This is a genomic window from Curtobacterium sp. MCSS17_006, assembly GCF_003234215.1.
Lineage (GTDB): Bacteria > Actinomycetota > Actinomycetes > Actinomycetales > Microbacteriaceae > Curtobacterium > Curtobacterium flaccumfaciens.
Map to the genome: position 1 here is coordinate 25612 of NZ_QKSO01000007.1, position 16249 is coordinate 41860.

15 protein-coding genes are annotated in these 16249 nt (G+C 71.5%); 8 read left to right on the forward strand and 7 right to left on the reverse strand.

What is annotated here, in order from left to right; all coding sequences use genetic code 11:
* Nucleotides 1–114 precede the first annotated feature (114 nt).
* The 3 genes from DEJ21_RS08350 (at nucleotide 115) to DEJ21_RS18210 (ending at nucleotide 2839) form a co-directional block, all read left to right on the forward strand.
* Complete coding sequence (locus DEJ21_RS08350; protein WP_111233255.1) at nucleotides 115–1224, forward strand: LLM class flavin-dependent oxidoreductase; 1110 nt, start codon at nucleotides 115–117, stop codon at nucleotides 1222–1224.
* A gap of 92 nt (nucleotides 1225–1316) precedes the next feature.
* A complete protein-coding gene (locus DEJ21_RS08355) occupies nucleotides 1317–1979 on the forward strand; it encodes a hypothetical protein (RefSeq protein ID WP_111224312.1) in 663 nt (220 codons plus the stop codon).
* Between the two features lie 368 nt (nucleotides 1980–2347).
* Nucleotides 2348–2839 (forward strand): pyridoxamine 5'-phosphate oxidase family protein, encoded by a 492-nt coding sequence (locus DEJ21_RS18210; protein WP_181435830.1) that lies wholly within the window; start codon nucleotides 2348–2350, stop codon nucleotides 2837–2839.
* Between the two features lie 102 nt (nucleotides 2840–2941).
* On the opposite strand, the gene DEJ21_RS08365 is transcribed toward DEJ21_RS18210, so the two are convergent.
* Nucleotides 2942–4189, reverse strand: coding sequence for a hypothetical protein (locus DEJ21_RS08365; RefSeq protein WP_111224314.1), 1248 nt, complete (start codon nucleotides 4187–4189; stop codon nucleotides 2942–2944).
* Between the two features lie 263 nt (nucleotides 4190–4452).
* Between DEJ21_RS08365 and DEJ21_RS08370 the strand changes: the two genes are divergently transcribed.
* Complete coding sequence (locus DEJ21_RS08370) at nucleotides 4453–5862, forward strand: MFS transporter (RefSeq protein WP_111224315.1); 1410 nt, start codon at nucleotides 4453–4455, stop codon at nucleotides 5860–5862.
* A 133-nt stretch (nucleotides 5863–5995) separates the two neighbouring features.
* On the forward strand, nucleotides 5996–6772 hold the full coding sequence (locus DEJ21_RS08375; RefSeq protein ID WP_071405095.1) for an endonuclease/exonuclease/phosphatase family protein: 777 nt from the start codon (nucleotides 5996–5998) through the stop codon (nucleotides 6770–6772).
* A gap of 668 nt (nucleotides 6773–7440) precedes the next feature.
* Here the strand turns inward: DEJ21_RS08375 and DEJ21_RS08380 are convergent.
* From DEJ21_RS08380 to DEJ21_RS08390, 3 genes are read right to left on the reverse strand one after another with little or no spacing between them, the layout of a single operon-like run.
* Entirely contained in the window at nucleotides 7441–8115 is a 675-nt protein-coding gene (locus DEJ21_RS08380; RefSeq protein WP_017888525.1) for a methionine ABC transporter permease, read from the reverse strand.
* Nucleotides 8112–9158 carry a methionine ABC transporter ATP-binding protein gene (locus DEJ21_RS08385; RefSeq protein ID WP_111224316.1) on the reverse strand — a complete coding sequence of 349 codons (1047 nt, stop codon included), beginning with the start codon at nucleotides 9156–9158 and terminating at the stop codon, nucleotides 8112–8114. Before DEJ21_RS08385 ends, DEJ21_RS08380 begins: the two co-directional genes overlap by 4 nt.
* Complete coding sequence (locus tag DEJ21_RS08390; RefSeq protein ID WP_111224317.1) at nucleotides 9158–10108, reverse strand: MetQ/NlpA family ABC transporter substrate-binding protein; 951 nt, start codon at nucleotides 10106–10108, stop codon at nucleotides 9158–9160. Before DEJ21_RS08390 ends, DEJ21_RS08385 begins: the two co-directional genes overlap by 1 nt.
* Before the next feature lie 177 nt (nucleotides 10109–10285).
* Here DEJ21_RS08390 and DEJ21_RS08395 point away from each other — a divergent pair, with 177 nt between their 5' ends.
* Nucleotides 10286–10795 carry a 2'-5' RNA ligase family protein gene (locus DEJ21_RS08395; protein WP_258374966.1) on the forward strand — a complete coding sequence of 170 codons (510 nt, stop codon included), beginning with the start codon at nucleotides 10286–10288 and terminating at the stop codon, nucleotides 10793–10795.
* Nucleotides 10796–10819: 24 nt separating this feature from the next.
* On the opposite strand, the gene DEJ21_RS08400 is transcribed toward DEJ21_RS08395, so the two are convergent.
* The 3 genes from DEJ21_RS08400 to DEJ21_RS08410 form a co-directional block, all read right to left on the reverse strand.
* On the reverse strand, nucleotides 10820–12067 hold the full coding sequence (locus DEJ21_RS08400; RefSeq protein WP_111224381.1) for a D-arabinono-1,4-lactone oxidase: 1248 nt from the start codon (nucleotides 12065–12067) through the stop codon (nucleotides 10820–10822).
* A 108-nt stretch (nucleotides 12068–12175) separates the two neighbouring features.
* Entirely contained in the window at nucleotides 12176–13657 is a 1482-nt protein-coding gene (locus DEJ21_RS08405; RefSeq protein ID WP_027466292.1) for an MDR family MFS transporter, read from the reverse strand.
* A gap of 167 nt (nucleotides 13658–13824) precedes the next feature.
* On the reverse strand, nucleotides 13825–14106 hold the full coding sequence (locus tag DEJ21_RS08410) for an acylphosphatase (RefSeq protein ID WP_071247546.1): 282 nt from the start codon (nucleotides 14104–14106) through the stop codon (nucleotides 13825–13827).
* Between the two features lie 144 nt (nucleotides 14107–14250).
* On the opposite strand from DEJ21_RS08410, the gene DEJ21_RS08415 reads away from it, so the two are divergent.
* Complete coding sequence (locus DEJ21_RS08415; RefSeq protein ID WP_035808830.1) at nucleotides 14251–14958, forward strand: NUDIX domain-containing protein; 708 nt, start codon at nucleotides 14251–14253, stop codon at nucleotides 14956–14958.
* Nucleotides 14959–14966: 8 nt separating this feature from the next.
* Complete coding sequence (gene nadA / locus DEJ21_RS08420; RefSeq protein WP_111224319.1) at nucleotides 14967–16238, forward strand: quinolinate synthase NadA; 1272 nt, start codon at nucleotides 14967–14969, stop codon at nucleotides 16236–16238.
* Nucleotides 16239–16249: the final 11 nt, after the last annotated feature.

The following is a 16249-nucleotide window of genomic DNA, read 5'->3' on the forward strand; positions in this document are numbered from 1 at the left end:
CCCCGGTCCGGGCCCGGCCCGGGCCCGTGCCGACCCGGTCGCCGACCCCGTGCGCGCACGCCGCCGTCGTGCTATGTTGATGCAAACGCATGGAAGTGCGACCAGGAGGACACCATGAGCAACGCATTCGGCACCGACCGTCCCTCGGACGTCCCGCCGCCCGCACCCGACCGGATCGGACCGCTGCAGCTCGGCCTCGACACCTTCGGTGACGTCACCGAGCGCGCCGACGGCAGCCTGCAGTCCGACGCGCAGAGCATCCGCGACGTCGTCGACCAGGCCGTCCTCGCCGACCAGGTCGGCGTCGACTTCATCGGCGTCGGGGAGCACCACCGCGCCGACTTCGTCGTGAGCGCCCCCGAGGTCGTCCTCGCCGCGATCGCCGCCAGCACCGAGCGCATCCGGATGGGCTCCGCGGTCACGGTGCTGTCCTCCGACGACCCCGTCCGCGTGTACGAGCGCTTCGCCACCGTCGACGCCCTGTCGAACGGCCGCGCCGAGGTCATCCTTGGCCGTGGCTCCTTCACCGAGTCGTTCCCCCTGTTCGGCTACGAGCTGAGCGACTACGAGGTCCTGTTCGAGGAGAAGCTCCAGCTCTGGGCGGCCCTGCGCGGCGGCGACGCCGTCACCTGGTCCGGCACGAAGCGTGCGGGTCTGGTCGACCAGGACGTCTTCCCGAAGCTCGAGCACGGCGCCATCCCGACGTGGATCGGTGTCGGCGGCTCCCCGCAGTCGGTCATCCGTGCCGCGTCGTACGGCCTGCCGCTGTTCCTCGCCATCATCGGCGGGCAGCCGGCCCAGTTCGCCCCGTTCTCGCGCCTGTACCGCCAGGCCCTCGCGCAGCTCGACCTGCCGCAGCAGCCCATCGCGATGCACTCACCGGGCTTCGTGGCCGCCACCGACGAAGAGGCCGCCGAGCGCTACTGGCCGTACCACAAGGCCGTCACCGACCAGCTCGGTCGGGAGCGCGGCTGGCCGCCCCTCGACGTCGCCGGGTACCGCGCGAGCCTGTCGGCCGGTGGGTCGCTCTACGTCGGCTCGCCGGAGACCGTCGCCCGGAAGGTCGCGCGCAACATGCGGATCCTCGGCGCCTCGCGCTTCGACATGCGGTACGCCACGGGTCGCCTGCCGCACGCCGACATGATGCGCTCGATCGAGCTCTACGGCACCGAGGTCGCGCCCCGCGTGCGCGAGCTGCTGGCGCAGCCCGTCCCCGTCGCCTGACGGTCGCGGGCCCGGTCCGTGCGGGTGACGGCCGGGAGGCCCGGGGCGGCCGCCGAGATCGGCTCACGGGGGCCGCGGGTACGGTCCAGGGCATGTCGTCACGCCCCGACCACGCCTCCGGTCCCGCTGCTGGTCACGCCTCCGACTCCGTCGTCGAACGCCGGTTCCGCGGCCGGATCATGGGCGTCGGCACCACCTCGGGTGTCCGCATCGTCGTCGGCATGTGGGACCGCTCGCCGTTCGGGCCGTTCACGGACGTGTTCCTCGAGCTCCCCGACGGCACCAGCGTGCTGCTCGCACCCGACGAGATCGTCGCCGCGTACGTCTCCGGCACCTACCGCTTCGACACCGTCTCGGTCGTCGACGTCCACGCCCGGCGCACCGCCAGCGGCCTCGAGCTGTCCGCCGGGGCGCTGCAGGCCTCGATTGACGTCGGCGGCATCTCGCCGCTCGGCCGGATCCTGCGCATCGTCCCGAAGCCGATCGCCCGCGATCCGCGCTGGCTCGCCGCGATCGACCCGGTGGCTCGCCTGCTCGCGCCGGGGTCGGGCACGGCGGGTTCGGCGGGCAACGGCCGCCGCGAGTACTACGGCGTGACCGGGGCGCACGACGTCACCGGCGTGCGGGGGACCTGGGCGGGGGAGCCGCTCGGTGACCTGGCGCCGCTCGACCCGCCCGTGGCGTTCGGCTTCGCCTCGATGCCGAAGATCCCCCAGGTCGTCGACGTCGAGACCACCATCCGCGAACCCGCCTGACCCCGGCCGGCCCGGAGTCGGTTCCGTGCGCGTGCATGTTCCGACGATCCGCGCGTCGATCGACTCGTGTCCGGTCGCTCGATGCACGCGCATCCGGTGCTTGTGCATGCAACGACGTTCCACCTGTCGATCGACGCGTGTGCTGTCGCTTCCTGCACACGCATGTGCGGCCCGACGGCCGGGATGCGCCCGGCGGGGGCGGCGTGGCGGACGTGCACCGGGCCTCCAGGCCGACCGTGACCCGGGCACGTCGACGCGCCGGGCTGACGCGTCCAGCGCCGGAGGGGCACACTGGTCGGAACGGTACGGCCCCGTGCACCGACGGTCGCACGTCGGCAGGAGCGGGGCGCATGACGCAAAGGAGCACCATGACCGACACACAGACGGAGCAGCGCGCCGCCATCTCGGACATCGTCCACGGCGCCCACACGGCACTGCTCACCACGGTGAGCGAGGACGGGAACCTGCACGCCAGGCCCCTCGCGGTGCAGGACAAGACGTTCCACGGGACACTGCGGTTCCTGGTGCAGGACGGCAGCGAGAAGGTCGAGGACATCGCGCGGAACCCGCACGTCAACGTCTCGATCGAGTCGCAGGGCGGGTACCTCTCCATCGCCGGGACCGCGACCGTGACCCAGGACGACTCGGTCGTCGACGAGCTGTGGTCCCCGTTCGCCGAGGCCTGGTTCCCCGAGGGCCGTCAGGACCCGTCGATCCGGCTGCTGACGGTCGAGGGGGTCTCGGTCGAGTACTGGACCCAGGACACCGGGCCGGTCGGCAGCCTGGTGCAGATGTTCAAGGCGGCGCTCGGCAAGCAGAGCCAGCCGGACACCGGCGACCACGGCACGATCGAGCTCTGAGGCGCGACGCCTGACGCCTGACGCACGACGCCGTCGTCCTGTCCGGACGGCGGCGTCGCGTCATGTCGGGACGCGTGCCTCCGAGAGCTGTGCGTCAGCCGCTCACGGAGGGCCGAGCAGCCACAGCACCGCGACCAGCACCGGCTGCCCGGCCAACGCGGCCGTCACGAAGGTCCACCGCATCCAGGGCTTCGCGACCAGCTCGGGCGATCCGAACAGCGGCGCGAGCGGCATGAGCAGCCGCGGGGTCGAGGCCATCGGCAGCGACACCGCGAAGATGTACAGCGCGTACGCGGCCGAGTACAGCACCGTCGTGGGCCCGAGCCGCAGCGTCGACCGGCGGAGCAGCCAGATCGGGTACGTGACGAGCAGGAACACCACGATCAGGATCCCGCCCACGCCGAGCCAGCGGCCCGCGATGAGGAACCACGGCGTCAGCGGCACGAAGTCCACCCGGCCGATGAAGTTCACCCACCAGGACATCTCGGTCTCCAGGTAGGCGTTCGGTGTCCCGGTGGCGTGCGAGGCGATCACGGGCCAGGCGAGCCCGGCGAGGACCATGGTCAGGCCCGCGGCGACGACCCGGACCTGCTCGCGCAGCGGGAAGCCCTCGAACACCCGGCCGGTCTCGCGCCGCGCACGGACCCACCGCACGAGTGCGACGACGCCGAGCACGAGCGGGATCGCCAGGGCACCGGGGCGGGTGAAGGCCGCGGCGACGCCGAGTGCCGTCAGGAGCCCGTAGCGCCGACGCTCCAGGGCGAGCAGCGCCCCGAACGACAGCGCGAGGAACATGCTCTCCGCGTACCCGACCTGCAGCAGGAACGACAGCGGACCGCAGCTGAAGAAGAAGACCGCCCACATCGCGGCGGCGTGCCCGGCGCGGTCCCGCACCAGGCGGTGCAGCAGGTAGGTGGCGAGCAGCCCGGCGACGATCGCGACGAGCGGTGCGCCGAGTTCGAACGGCACCCCGGTCGAGGCGGTCAGCGCCCGGATCGTGAAGGGGAACGCCGGCAGGAAGGCCCAGGCGTTCTGCGCGACGTTGCCGGCGGCGTCGAGCGGCAGCGCGTCGGGGTACCCGTGCAGCGAGATCTGCTCGTAGTACTGCCCGTCCCAGGCCACCAGGAACGCGCCGAACCCGTGCTCGTTGCCCCAGATCGCGTTGCCCGGGAGCGCACGACCGATGAGCGGGTACGCGAGCGCGAGCCACAGGGTCGACAGGACCCGGCCGCCCGTCCAGACGAGCAGGACCGCCGCCCACGCCGGCAGGGAAGCCACGGTGTCCAGGACACGTCGTCGACCGCTGGACGTGCCCGCGGCGACCACGCCGGCACTGTCGGTGCGGCTCACGCGCGAGTTCCTCGGCGTTCGGGTGGTCGGGTCGGCACCCGGCCAGGGTAGTCGGCCCGAGCATGAGGATCGCCCGGAACTGCGCCTGGAGGCCCGTCCCGCGTCGTGTGCGCCGCGTCGCGTCCGGTGGGTGGCGGGTGCGGGGTCCGGCGGATGGTCGGTGCCGCGCCCGGTGCCGCGCCCGGTGTCGCGTCCGGTGTCCCGTCCGGTGGGCGGCCCGTCCGTGACGGCGCGGACGTCCGCGGGCATAGTCTCGGTGGGCGATGACGACGACGGCGACGACACCCAGACGACGGACGCGCAGCACGGCGGTCGCCGTGCTGGTGGCCGGGACCTTCTTCATGGAGCTCCTGGACGGCACGATCCTGGCGACCGCCGCCCCGGCCATGGGGCGTGACCTCGGGGTCGACTCCGCCGCGGTGGGCGTCACGATCACCGCGTACCTCGTGACCCTCGCGGTGTTCATCCCGGTGTCCGGCTGGCTCACCGACCGGATCGGTTCGCGGACCGTCTTCGCCTGGGCCATCGCGCTGTTCACGATCGCGTCCGCCCTGTGCGCGCTGTCCACCGGGCTGGTCGAGCTGACGCTGTGGCGCATCCTGCAGGGGCTCGGTGGAGCGCTCATGGTGCCCGTCGGCCGGCTCGTCGTGCTCCGGAGCGCCGGGCGCGAACAACTCGTCACCGCCATCGCCATCCTGACCTGGCCGGCCCTCGCCGCACCGATCATCGCGCCGTTCATCGGCGGCGTGCTCGTCGAGACGCTGTCGTGGCACTGGATCTTCCTCATCAACATCCCGCTCGGCGTCATCGCCTTCGTCGCCGCCCTGGTGCTCGTGCCGCAGGAGCGTGCGGCACAGCGGGTGCCGTTCGACTGGTTCGGGTCGCTGCTCGCCTGCGTCGGGCTCGGCTCGCTCGTGGTCATGGCGTCCTTGCTCGCGCTCGACGTCGTGCCGGTCACCGCGGTCGTCGTCTCCGGCATCCTCGGCGCGGTGTGCTGCTGGCTCGCGATCCGGCACTTCCGCCGGGCTCCCCACCCGATCATGGGGCTCGACGCGTTCCGGCTCGAGACCTTCCGGGTGTCGCACGCCGGCGGCGGCCTGTTCCGCCTGGCGGTGTCCGCGGTGCCGTTCGTGCTCCCGCTGCTGTTCCAGGACGCCTGGGGTTGGAGCGCCGTGCTCGCCGGGTCCGCCGTGCTGTGGGTGTTCGTCGGCAACCTCGGCATCAAGCCGATGACGACTCCGTTCCTCCGTTGGTTCGGCTACCGCCCGGTGATCATCGTGTCGTCGGCCGTCGCCGCGCTGACCGTGGTCGCGATGGCGTTCATGACCGAGGACACCCCGTTCTGGCTGCTCGCCGTCCTGCTCGTCGTCAGCGGTGCCGCCCGCTCGGTGGGCTTCACGGCGTACAACACCATCGCCTTCGCCGACGTCGAGCAGGCCGACATGACCCCCGCGAACACGCTGTCGTCGACGCTGCAGCAGACCGCCGCGGGCTTCGGTGTCGCCGTCGCCGCCGTGGTCATCCGCGCGGCCTCCGGGCTGGGCGGCGACGGGCCGTACGCGGCCGCGTTCTGGGTCATCGCCGCCCTGCTCGTGGTCGCCTGCGTGGAGGGCATCCTGATGAGTCGCACAGCGGGCGACACCGTCCGCCCGGTCCGCCGTGTCCGCGCCTGATCCCGCCGCTGTCCGTTTCCGTCACGGTCACACGGACGAAACCCGGCAGGCGTTACAGTCTCAGCAACCGTCCGCGGTACCCGAGTACGGTGACCGCGGCAGGGTGACCGGAACACCCGGACAGGAAGGCAGCATGGCCGCGCCAGAGCAGCAGAGCACGATCGCATCAGAGCAGACCGTGCAGCCCACGCAGCTCCGTGTCGTCAGTTACAACCTCCGCGAGCACACCGCGAACAGCGAGCTCGCCGCACTGGCCGAGGCATCCGACGCCGACGTCCTGTGCGTGCAGGAGTGCGACAGCAACGACCTCGCTCCGTCGATCGGTGGCCTCTCGCTCGCCGCCTCGACCCGGACCAACCGACTCGGGCTCGCGATCTACAAGCGTGACGACCGCTTCGAGGTGCAGGACTTCAGCATCCACTCGCTGCAGAAGTCGCTGCACGACCGGGTCCTCGCGCCCGCGCACGAACGGCTCATCGCGATGCACCTGCGCGACACCGAGGCCGATGCCGAGGTCGTCGTCGCGTCGTTCCACGCCTCGCCCCTGACCGCGACGAACTCCCTGCGCCGCAAGCAGATCGAGGCGGCGCACCAGTTCCTGCGCGAGCTGGCGAAGGACGTCCCCGCGGTCATGGTCGGCGACTTCAACTACCCGTGGTTCCAGACGAACCTGCGCCGCAAGATCGAGCAGGGCGGGTTCGCGCTGTCGCTGTCCGACCAGCCGACGTACCTGCGCTACCGCAAGTTCACGGGCCACTTCGACTTCGCGACGAGCGTCGGCCTGCACATCGCGGGCGTCGAGACCCTGCCGGCCGGCATCTCCGACCACCGCCCGATCCTGGTCCGTGCCCACTACGAGCACCCCGGCGAGACCGGCGCCGTCACCACCGTCGAAGCTCCCGCCGCCTGACCCGCCGGCAGCCGCTCGTGCCGAGGTCGCACGACATGCCGCGTGTGCATCGCCGGGTGGTCACGAACTGTCGGTTGCGGAGGCGCCAGCCGACACTTCGTGCGACCCCGGCGGAGGTTAGCGGGGAGTCGTGACCGCTCGGCAGCCCGTGCCGAGGTTGCACGACGTGCCGCGTGCGTGCCGCCGAGTGGTCCCGAACTGTCGGTTGCGGGGGCGTCGGGCGACGGTTCGTGCGACCTCGGCAGAGGTGAGCGGGGGGTCGTGACCGCTCGGCAGGGGGCCGTCGGGCGCGTCGGCGGTGCGTGCCGAGGTCGCACGACATGCCGCGGGCGTATCGCCGAGTGGTCGCAAACTGTCGGTTGCGGGGGGCGCCGGGCGACGGTTCGTGCGACCTCGGCGGAGGTGAGCGGGGAGTCGTGACCGCTCGGCGGTGCGTGTCGAGGTCGCACGACGTGCCGCGTGCGCATCGCCGAGTGGTCGCAAACTGTCGCTTGCGGAGACGCCAGTCGACGGTTCGTGCGACCTCGGCGGAGATGAGCGGGGAGTCGTGACCGCTCGGCGGACGACGCTGGGCGCGCCCGTCGGGGCGGCGACGCACCGGAGGCCCGGTGCCGGTCTCGTGGACCGGCACCGGGCCTCCAGGCGGTTGCCCTCGGAACCCGCCCGCGTCAGCGACGCAGCGTCGCCCGCGCCAAGCGGTTGCCGATGAACTGGCCGAGCTGCACGATGACGACGATCGCCGCCACCGAGACGTAGACCACCCACCAGTCGTAGCGCTGCGAGCCGTAGGTGATCGCGTACTCGCCGAGTCCGCCGCCACCGATCAGCGCACCCTGCGCCGTCATGTCGACGATGCCGATGTAGATGAACGTGTAGCCGAGGATCAGGGGGCCGAGACCCTCGGGGATGAGCACGGTCAGCAGGATCGAGACCGGGTGCGCACCCGAGGCCCGAGCAGCCTCGACGACGCCTGGGTCGACCGACAGCAGGTTCTGCTCGACGATCCGGGACACCGCGAAGGCCGCGGCCAACGAGATCGCGAAGGTCACCGCGGGGACACCGATCGTGGTCTGCACGACGACGCGCGACAGCGGCGCGATCGCGGCGAGGAAGATCACGAACGGGATCGGGCGGATCAGGTTCACGAACACGTTGAGCACCGTGTACGCGGTCCGGTTGCCGAGGACGTTGCCCGGCCGGGTCGCGTACAGCAGCAGGCCGAGCGCGAGGCCGATGACCCCGGCGATGACCAGCGAGATCAGCGACATCACGATGGTGTCGCGGATGGCGGCGAGGAAGACGTCGAACGTGTCGATCACGCTCTGGAACGAGTTGTTGTTCACGCGGCGGCCTCCTCGTCGGTCGTGACGCCGTCGGCGCGGAGTGCGGCGATCGCGCGATCGATGGCGTCGGGCTCGGCGCCGGGCGCGCTCAGCTCGTAGGTGAGCGACCCGATCCGACGCTCCCGGATCTCGCCGACCCCGCCGTAGACGAGTTCGGCGGTGACCCCGGCGGCGCGGAACGCGGCGTCGATGCGGTTCTGCAGCCCGGCCTCGTCGGTGATCTGCACCGTGACGAGCCGACCCGGGTGCCGGTCCCGCAGGCGCCGGAGCGTCTCGGGGGAGGGCCGGTCGTGCAGCGCGGTGCGGACGAAGCGCTGCGCGGCACCGGTCTTCGGGGTCGAGAACACGTCGTAGACGTCCCCGACCTCGACGACCCGCCCCTGCTCCATCACGGCGACCCGGTCGGCGATCTGCCGGACGGCGTCCATCTCGTGCGTGATGACGATGATGGTGACGCCGAGCTCTCGGTTGACCCGGCGGAGCAGCGCGAGCACCTCGGAGGTGGTCTCCGGGTCGAGGGCGCTGGTCGCCTCGTCGGCGAGCAGCAGGTCGGGCGACGCGGCGAGGGCGCGGGCGATGCCGACGCGCTGCTTCTGGCCGCCGGACAGCTGCTCCGGGTAGGCGTGGGCGCGCTCGAGCAGGCCGACGAAGTCGAGCAGCTCGGCGACGCGACGGTCCCGCTCGGCCTTCGGCACACCGGCGACCTTGAGCGGGTACGCGACGTTGCCGGCGATCGTGCGGGACCGGAACAGGTTGAACTGCTGGAAGATCATCCCGATGTTGCGACGCGCCAGACGGCGGTCCCGCTCGGGGATCGCCGTCAGCTCGCGGCCCGCGACCGTCACCGTGCCGGAGCTCGGCACCTCCAGCGCGTTGACCAGGCGGACCAGGGTGGACTTGCCGGCACCGGAGTACCCGATGACGCCGAGGACCTCTCCCTGGTGCACGTCCAGGGAGACGTCCTCGACGGCCACCACGGTCTCGCCGGTGTCGGCGCGGCGGTAGTGCTTCGAGACGCCGCGGAGTTCGACGAGGACCGGCACTACTGCTTGGCCGCCTTCGCGTCCTGCTCGACCTGGGCGAGCTCGTCCTGCAGCTTCGAGGCGCTCTCGTCGCGGGCGACGGCCTCGGGCAGGTCCTTCGCGAAGGCCTTCTGCACGGCGTCGTCCTGGAACAGCTCCGCCAGGTCGAGGTAGGTCTTGTTGCCCTTGTCCTCGTCGCGGACGGCGAACACGTTCACGTACGGGGCGGCGCTCGCGCTCGAGGGGTCGTCCTGGTAGATCGCGTCCGAGATCGGCAGGCCGGCGGCGGTGGCGAAGTTGTTGTTCACGACGGCCGCGGCGACGGAGCCCTGCTGCAGCGCGTTCGCGGTCTGCGAGGCGTCGAGAGGCTGGACGTCGACCTTCTTCGTCTCGATGTCGTCCGCGGTGGAGAACGCCGAGCCGCCGTCCTTCAGGGTGATCAGGTCGGCCGCCTGCAGGATCAGGAGCGCACGGGCCTGGTTGATCGAGTCGTTCGGGATCGCGACCTTCGCGTTCGCGGGCAGCTCGGACGGCTTGTCGTACTTCGTCGCGTAGAGCGGCAGCGGGTACACGGCGGTCGAGCCGATCGGCTGCAGGTCGTCGTTCGAGGTGACGTTGTAGTCCGCCAGGTACTGGATGTGCTGGAACTGGTTGATGTCCAGCTGGCCGTCCTTGAGGGCGGGGTTCGGCAGCGAGTAGTCCGAGAAGTTGGTCAGCTTGACGGTGACGTTGAGCTTGTCCTTCGCGAGCTTCGTGTACGTGCTCCAGTAGCCGAGCGACTTGTCCGCGACACCGATCGTGACGGTCTTCGGGGCGGCGTCACCGGCGGCGCCGGCGTCGTTGCTCCCGGAGCGGACGGCTCCGACGATGACGGCGACGACGATCGCCACGACGACGATCGCGGCGGCGATGATCCAGCCGATCGGTCGCTTGCCCTTCGGCTTCTCGGGCAGTGCGGGGGCTGCGGACATGCTGGTGCTCCTCGTGGGCAGTGCGTGTGGGGGAGCCGCGGTGGTCCGCGGCGTGGAGACGAGTGTGACGTGCGGTCCACCCCCGGTGCGAGTTCCGTTCCGTCGTGTTACGCAGCACTCGACCCGTGCCGCCTGCGTCGGAGCACGCGTCCCGACACGACTTGGTTGACTCGGATCGTGCGCAGCATCGAACTCGTCCTCGGCCCGGAGTCGGACGCCGCCGTGCGGTCCGCCTGGCAGGCCCTGATCGACGCCGACCTGCCGAGCCTCGGTCGGCACCCGTCGCCGTCGAACGCCCCGCACGTCACCCTGGCCGCCGGGGACACGCTGCCCGTGCCGGCCGGGTTCCGGACGTCGGTCCCGACCGCGATCCGGCTCGGCGGGCTGCTGCTCTTCCCCGCGGGTGCCGGTCGGTCGGTGCTGGTGCGCGCGGTGGTCCTCGACGCGGCGCTCACGACCTTCCACGCCGAGGTGCACGCGGTCGCCCCCGGCGGCGTCGAGACGTCGCTTCCCGGGCACTGGTCGCCGCACGTCACGCTGGCCCGCCGCGTGCGTGACGAGGACCTGCCGAGCGCCGTTGCTGCGCTGCGCGCCGTGCCCCTGCCGGAGACGCTCGACGTCGGTGGCGTCCGGCACTGGGACGGTGAGACGCGGACGATCACGCCGCTCGCGCTCACGACCGACTAGCGGGGCACTGCCTGGAGGCCCGGGTCAGGTCCCGAGCACGCGCTCGCCGAACGCGGATGCGAACGTCCGCTCCGGGTCGGCTCGGGCGACGAGGTCGCGGAAGTCCGCCAGCCGCGGGTACAGCCCGGCGATGGCCGCGTGGTCGAGTGAGCTCATCTTGCCCCAGTGCGGACGGCCGTCGAATGCCGCGAGCCGGGCCTCGAGGTCGGGCAGGAGCGCGGCGACCTCGGCCGGGTGCTTCTTCCACGTGAAGGCGATGCAGAGGACGTCCTCGCCCTGGGTCGGGCTGAGCCAGAACCCGTCGGCGGCCATCGTCCGGAGTTCGCAGACGTGCAGGTGCGGCTGTATCCGGTCCGCCAGCCCCCGGAGCGCGTCCAGGGCGGCCGCCGCGTGCCGGAGGGGGACGAAGTGTTCGCTCTGCACCTCGGACCCGTGGCTCGGGACGGATCCGATCGGGAAGTGCGGCAGTCGGTCCCACCACGGGCCGACCGACCCGTCGCGGGCGGTGCGGCGGTCGTCACCGGGTGTGCCGGGCAGCCGGGGTGCGCCGACGAGTGCGTCCGGGACGGGCACGTCGTCGGCTCCGTCGGGCACGCGCGACTTCACCAGGACCTCGGTGATCGCGTCGCCGAACACCGTGTACGCGCACACCGAGTACGCGGCGGCGTGCACGTCAGCGACGTTCGCAGTGAAGGTGTCCCAGGGGATCGCGCCGTAGACGTCCTGACGCATCCGGTAGGCCGGTTCGACGTCGAGGGTCACCCGGGTCACGATGCCGAGCAGTCCGAGGTGCAGCACGGCGCCGTCGAACGCGGGGTCCGTCCGGTCGATCGTCCGGGCGGAGCCGTCCGGACCGAGCACCTCGAACGCGCGCACGGCGGTGGCGAGCGACCCCAGTGTCGTGCCGGAACCGTGGGTGCCGGTCGCGACCGCACCCCCGATGGAGATGTGTGGCAGGGACCCCGTGTTGTGCAGGGCGAACCCGGCACGGTTGATGTCGGCCGCGACGTCGCCGTACCGGGTGCCGGCCCCGAGCGTGACGGTGCGGTGCTCGGCGTCGACGACCAGGTCGGTGGGGATCCCGGTCAGGTCGAGCAGGGTGCCCGGGGAGTCGGCGACGTCGTTGAACGAGTGCCGGGTACCGAGGCCGTGCACCCGATCGGCGTCGGCCACGACCTGGGCGGCCTCGTCGATCGACGACGGGCGGACGACCCGTTCGGCCGTGTAGGTGACCGTGCCGGACCAGTTGAGCTCGCTCGTCGTCGACCGCATGGCGCCCACCCTGCCACGCGGTCCGGAGACGGGCGCGGGCCGGGCGCCGGTCCCGTCACGGGTTCGGCGTCCGGCCCGGCTCGTCGGTCAGTGCGCGAGGCTCGTCGGTCAGTGCACCGGCGGGGGCGTCGGCGCGCCCTCGGGCACCTCGGGCCGGCGGACGAACACCGACGCGAGGATGCCGAACAGCGAGATGATCGCGCCGACCATGAAGGCGGTGCCGACGCCCGACGCGGTGGCCACCTGGACCCCGCGGGCACCGGAGCCCTCGACAGCGGTGGCCGCACCGATCGTCAGCAGCGTGACGAACAGGGCCGTCCCCGCCGCACCGGCGAGCTGCTGCGCCGTGCCGAGCACCGCGCTGCCGTGCGAGTACAGCTTCGGGGGCAACCCACCGAGCGCCGCGGTGAACAGCGGCGTGAAGGTCAGGGCCAGGCCGATGCTCAGCACCACGTGCGCACCGAGGACGAACCACACGCTGGTGTCGACGCCCACGGTGGAGAGCGCCCAGAGCACGGCGCTGACGATGATCGATCCGGGGATGAGCAGCACGCGCGGGCCACGGCGGTCGTAGATGCGACCGACGATGGGGGAGAGCAGGCCCATCAGCAAGCCACCGGGGAGCAGCAGCAGGCCGACCTGCAGGACCTCGAGGCCGAGCACGCGCTCCAGGTAGATCGGCAGCAGGATGAGCGTGCCGAACATCGCCATGAAGCTCAGGCCCATCGCGACGATCGGCACCGTGAAGCCACGGGTGCGGAAGGTGCGCAGGTCGAGCAGGGCGCTGTCGGTGCGCTGCAGGCGCGTCTGCCGGACGATGAACACCGCCAGGGCCACGGCACCGACGACCAGGGCGGTCACCGGGACGAGCGGACCGGTCGTGCCGGCTTCACCGATGCTGGACAGGCCGTAGACGATGCCGCCGAACGCGAAGGCGGAGAGGACGACCGAGACGACGTCGATCGGTGCCTTGCGCGGCGTCGAGACGTTCTGCACCTTGACCATGCCGAGGATGAGCGCCGCGATCGCGATGGGCAGCACGAAGCCGAACAGCCAGCGCCACGAGAACGCGTTGAGGATCAGGCCGGAGATCGTCGGGCCGATGGCCGGAGCGACCGAGATGACGATCGAGATGTTGCCCATGATGCGGCCACGGTGCGCGGGGTCGACCAGGGTCAGGACCGTCGTCATGAGCAGCGGCATCATGATCGCGGTGCCGCTGGCCTGCACGATGCGGCCGACGAGCAGGACGGTGAAGCCCGGCGCGAGCAGGGCGATCAGCGTGCCGACCGAGAACAGGCCCATCGCCCAGACGAACACCGGTCGGGTGTTGAAGCGCTGCAGCAGGAACCCGGTGATCGGGATGACGACCGCCATGGTGAGCAGGAAGCCGGTGGTCAGCCACTGGCCGGTCGCGGCGCTGATGTCCAGGTCGTCCATGAGCCGGGGCAGGGCCACGCCCATGATGGTCTCGTTGAGGATGACGACGAACGCGGAGACGAGCAGCAGCCCGATCACGAGTCGGGTCTCGGCAGCGGACGGCTGCGAGACGCTTCCCGTGCGGGGGGCGGAATCGACGGCCTGGGTCATGCGGGTGCTCCTGGTGGGTCACGACGGGTGGAACGGGTGTGGCGCAGGACGCGCAGACAGGCCAACTCCCTGAGTGGATGCGATTATTCCGCTTCGCTCCGACATCCGCAGGTGAACGATCGGTGCCGAGCACGCCGGTCGTCGGCGCAGCTCCCGTGCACGTCCACTCAGTGCAGGATCGCGAACCCGTCGGCGTCGCCGTGCGGCACGACCGACCGCAGGCTGACGTCGGTCACCGTGGCCGACGGCGGACCGGTGCGCAGGCACTCGACCAACGAGTCCACGGCGACCGAGGGTCCCTCGGCCTCGACCTCCACCGTGCCGTCCCAGAGGTTCCTCGCGTAGCCGACGAGGTCGAGCCCGTCCGCCTTCCGAGCGGTCCAGTACCGGAAGCCGACCCCCTGGACCGTCCCCGACACCACGGCATGCACCCTCGTCACCGTCGTCATGTCCTCCACGCTAACCGCGACGGCCCTCCGGGAGTTTTCGGCCCCGTGACGATCTGTTTCCGGCTCGTGACGAGCGCGCCGCGTCGGCAGTGATAGTGTCATCCCAACTCGAACACTTCGAGTCAGATTGACACTATCTCCACCATGGACGAAGCAGGCATCCGCGTCGCGGTCTCCACCGTGATCGTCGCACTGCGCCCGCACCCCGACACCGGGGCCCCGGCGCTGTGGATGCCGCTCGTCCGTCGCGTCGCCGAACCGTTCGAGGGTTCCTGGGCGCTCCCCGGCGGCTGGGTCGGCGACGACGAGGGCCTCGAGGACTCCGCGGCCGCCCGACTGCGCGAGACGACGAACGTCCAGCCGCGGTACCTCGAGCAGCTCTACGCGTTCGGTGACGTCGGACGCTCCCCGAGCCGCGTGGTGTCGATCGTGTACTGGGCACTCGTGCACCCGGACGAGGCGAACGTCGTGCCCGACGACTGGAACGTCCGGTGGTTCCTGGCCGACGAGCACCCGCCGCTCGCCTTCGACCACGACCGCATCGTCGAGTACGCCCTGTGGCGGCTGCGCAACAAGATGTCGTACTCGCGGATCGCGCAGGCGTTCCTCGGCGACCGCTTCACCCTCGCCGAACTCCGCGGCGTGTACGAGGCGGTGCTCGGCCGTGCACTCGACCCCGCGAACTTCCGTCGGCAGGTCGAGAAGACCGACGCGGTCCTGCCGACCGACGAGACCACGAGCGGGGGCCGGCACCGTCCGGCCCGCCTGTACCGCTCGAACCCCGACCTGGCCTACGCGGACAACGGCCCGCTGCAGACCGGGGCCGATCAGCACCAGCAGCGGAACCGATAGGAAGCCCCGTGTCCATCGCCACGACGATCGAACTCATCTCCAACGGCAAGGCCGGCGGCAGCACCTGCACGCCCGACCTCGCCATGCCGACGTGGGACTTCGACTCCCGCCCCGGGTACGGCCCGGGGTCGTCGATGTCCGACGTCATCCCGACGAGCGCCCCGCGCCAGGGCGTCCTGCCCGACGAGTACAAGACGACCCCGACCGACGAGCTCCACGAACGCATCGAGCGGGCGAAGGCCACCCTCGGCGACCGGGTCGTCGTCCTCGGGCACTTCTACCAGCGCGACGAGGTCGTCCGGCACGCGGACTTCCTCGGCGACTCGTTCCAGCTCGCGAACGCCGCCCTGACGAAGCCCGACGCCGAGGCGATCGTGTTCTGCGGCGTGCACTTCATGGCCGAGACGGCCGACATCCTGGCGCGCGACGACCAGCGCGTGATCCTGCCGAACCTGGCCGCCGGCTGCTCGATGGCCGACATGGCCGACATCGACAGCGTCGAGGCCGCGTGGGCGGAGCTGACCGCGGTGTACGGCACCGAGCCCGACGCCAACGGCCGCGTCCCCGTGATCCCGGTCACCTACATGAACTCCGCCGCCGACCTCAAGGCCTTCTGCGGTCGCAACGGCGGCATCGTGTGCACCTCGTCGAACGCCGCGACCGTGCTCGAGTGGGCCTTCGAGCGTGGGCAGCGCGTCCTGTTCTTCCCCGACCAGCACCTCGGCCGCAACACCGCGAAGGCGATGGGCATCAGCACGGACCTGATGCCGATGTGGAACCCCCGGAAGCCCCTCGGCGGCAACGAGACGAGCGACCTCGAAGCGGCGAAGGTCATCCTCTGGCACGGCTTCTGCTCGGTGCACCGCCGCTTCACCGTCGACCAGATCGACCAGGCCCGCCGCGAGCACCCGGGCGTGCAGGTCATCGTGCACCCGGAGTGCCCGATGGCCGTCGTCGACGCCGCCGACCACGCCGGCAGCACCGACCTGATCCGGAAGACCGTCGCCGCGGCCACCGAGCCGACCACCTTCGCGATCGGCACCGAGATCAACATGGTGAACCGCCTCGCCGCCGAGTACCCGCAGCACACGATCTTCTGCCTCGACCCGGTCGTCTGCCCCTGCTCGACGATGTACCGGATCCACCCGGGCTACCTCGCCTGGGTGCTCGAAGCCCTCGTCCGCGGCGAGGTCCTCAACGAGATCGTCGTCCCCGCCGACGTGCAGGCCGACGCCAAGGTGGCGCTCGAGCGCATGCTCGCCGCCAAGCCGCGCGGCTGAGACGCGGACCC